This window comes from Segeticoccus rhizosphaerae (assembly GCF_005222685.1).
Lineage (GTDB): Bacteria > Actinomycetota > Actinomycetes > Actinomycetales > Dermatophilaceae > Segeticoccus > Segeticoccus rhizosphaerae.
The window spans coordinates 1-1,522 of record NZ_SWMA01000088.1 but is presented as its reverse complement, the minus strand read 5'-3'; the positions used below and the strand labels follow the sequence as shown (position 1 = coordinate 1,522).

Annotated in this window: 1 protein-coding gene; it reads right to left on the bottom strand. The window is 67.7% G+C overall.

The genetic code is table 11. The features are described from left to right. Window positions 1-34 precede the first annotated feature (34 nt). Window positions 35-1,366 carry an IS4 family transposase gene (locus FCN22_RS21405; RefSeq protein WP_137123587.1) on the bottom strand — a complete coding sequence of 444 codons (1,332 nt, stop codon included), beginning with the start codon at window positions 1,364-1,366 and terminating at the stop codon, window positions 35-37. Window positions 1,367-1,522: the final 156 nt, after the last annotated feature.

Below are 1,522 nucleotides of genomic sequence, written 5' to 3'. Positions count from 1 at the left end.
CCAATGCCGCGCAGTTAGCGGGTGTGTCGTGGGGTCAAGGAGCCGCTGGGTGTAGGTGTGTCGTGATCGTGGTGGTGTAGTTCGTTTTGTCGATGGGTCCTTTCGCGCGGTGCTTGGAGATCGCGCGTTTGACGATTCTGGGACTTGATCGTGAGCGGCGGTCGGGGAGGATGCTGGTCAGCAGCGCGGCCCCGATCCGCCCGATCAGGTCGGTGACTGGCCCCGCGAGGATCGTGGCCGCGCAACAGATCCCGTCTCGTGCGGTGTTCAGCGCGATCGTGAAGCTCAGCCGGGCGGGCTCGAGATCGCTGGTTGTCAGGGCCGTGTCGGCGATCGCGGTCCGCAGCGCCTGGTGCGTGATCAGCACGGCGTAGACCTCCTGGGTGACACCGGCCGGTGTGCGAGCCCGCAGGACGCGCCCGTCCAAGATGGTCGACTTGGTCTCCCGGAAGCTGGTCTCGATCTCCCACCGCTGGTGATACAGGCCGACCACGTCCAGGGCCGGGTACAGCGCCGGATCGGTCAGGGTCGTGATCAGCCGGTACGTGCCGGTGCGCTGCTGACCGCTTTGGCCTAGTTCGACCCTGATTGACGCGTCGATGACACGCACCCGGGTGGCGCCCAGCAGGGCGATCATGGTGCCGTCCGCGAGGCGTTCGACGACTTGGAACCGGCGGCCGTTCTTGCAGCGAATGAGCAGGTCCGCGCCGGTGGCGGCGATCTGTTCCATCAACGTGGCGAACGCGAAGTTGCGGTCGCCCAGCAGCACCATTCCCGGTCTCAGGCTGGCCAGCAGCCGTGGCGCGTAGGTGGTCTCCCCGACCCGGAACGACCCGAAGACGGCGTCGATGATCGTGCGTGAGCCACACTCCACGATCGTCAGTAGCCGCAGCATCGGGTACCCGGCCGGCGCATCGGGCCGGCCGGTCTGCCGACCGAACGCGGCCGCGTTGGCCGCGGAGTCGGGCACGAACATGGTGGTGCCGTCGATCGCGCACACCCGCAGCCCACGCCAGCGCGGCGTCCCGGCCGCCGGGCCACGGACCAGGTCGAACAGCTCGGCCAACGGCTTGACCCCGACGCGCCGAAACGCTTGAGACAGGGCGGAACTACCCGGCACGCTCGTCGTGGCACCGGCACCGGCGACCAGCCGGGCCAGCACCTGGCGGTACCCGACATCGGCGAACAACACACCCGCCAGCAGCAGGTACACCACGACCCGTGTCGGCAGCCGCCGCAACCGCTTCTGCGCCGCTCCCGCGGCGCTGATCGCCGCGTCGACCAGATCGACCGACACGACTCGGGTCAACTCACCCAGATGACCCGCCGTGAACGGATCCTCCGACGCGGCGGCCGGATCGGACATGACAGACTGCAATAGCAACGGAACTCCATCGGTAACAGGGCGTCTTGCGAGGACAGCCCTTCACTACCGGGAGTTCCGTTGCTTCATCCCGCGACACGCCGACACACCCGCCACACTGGCAACATCCGTAACACCACTAACTGCGCGGCATTGCGG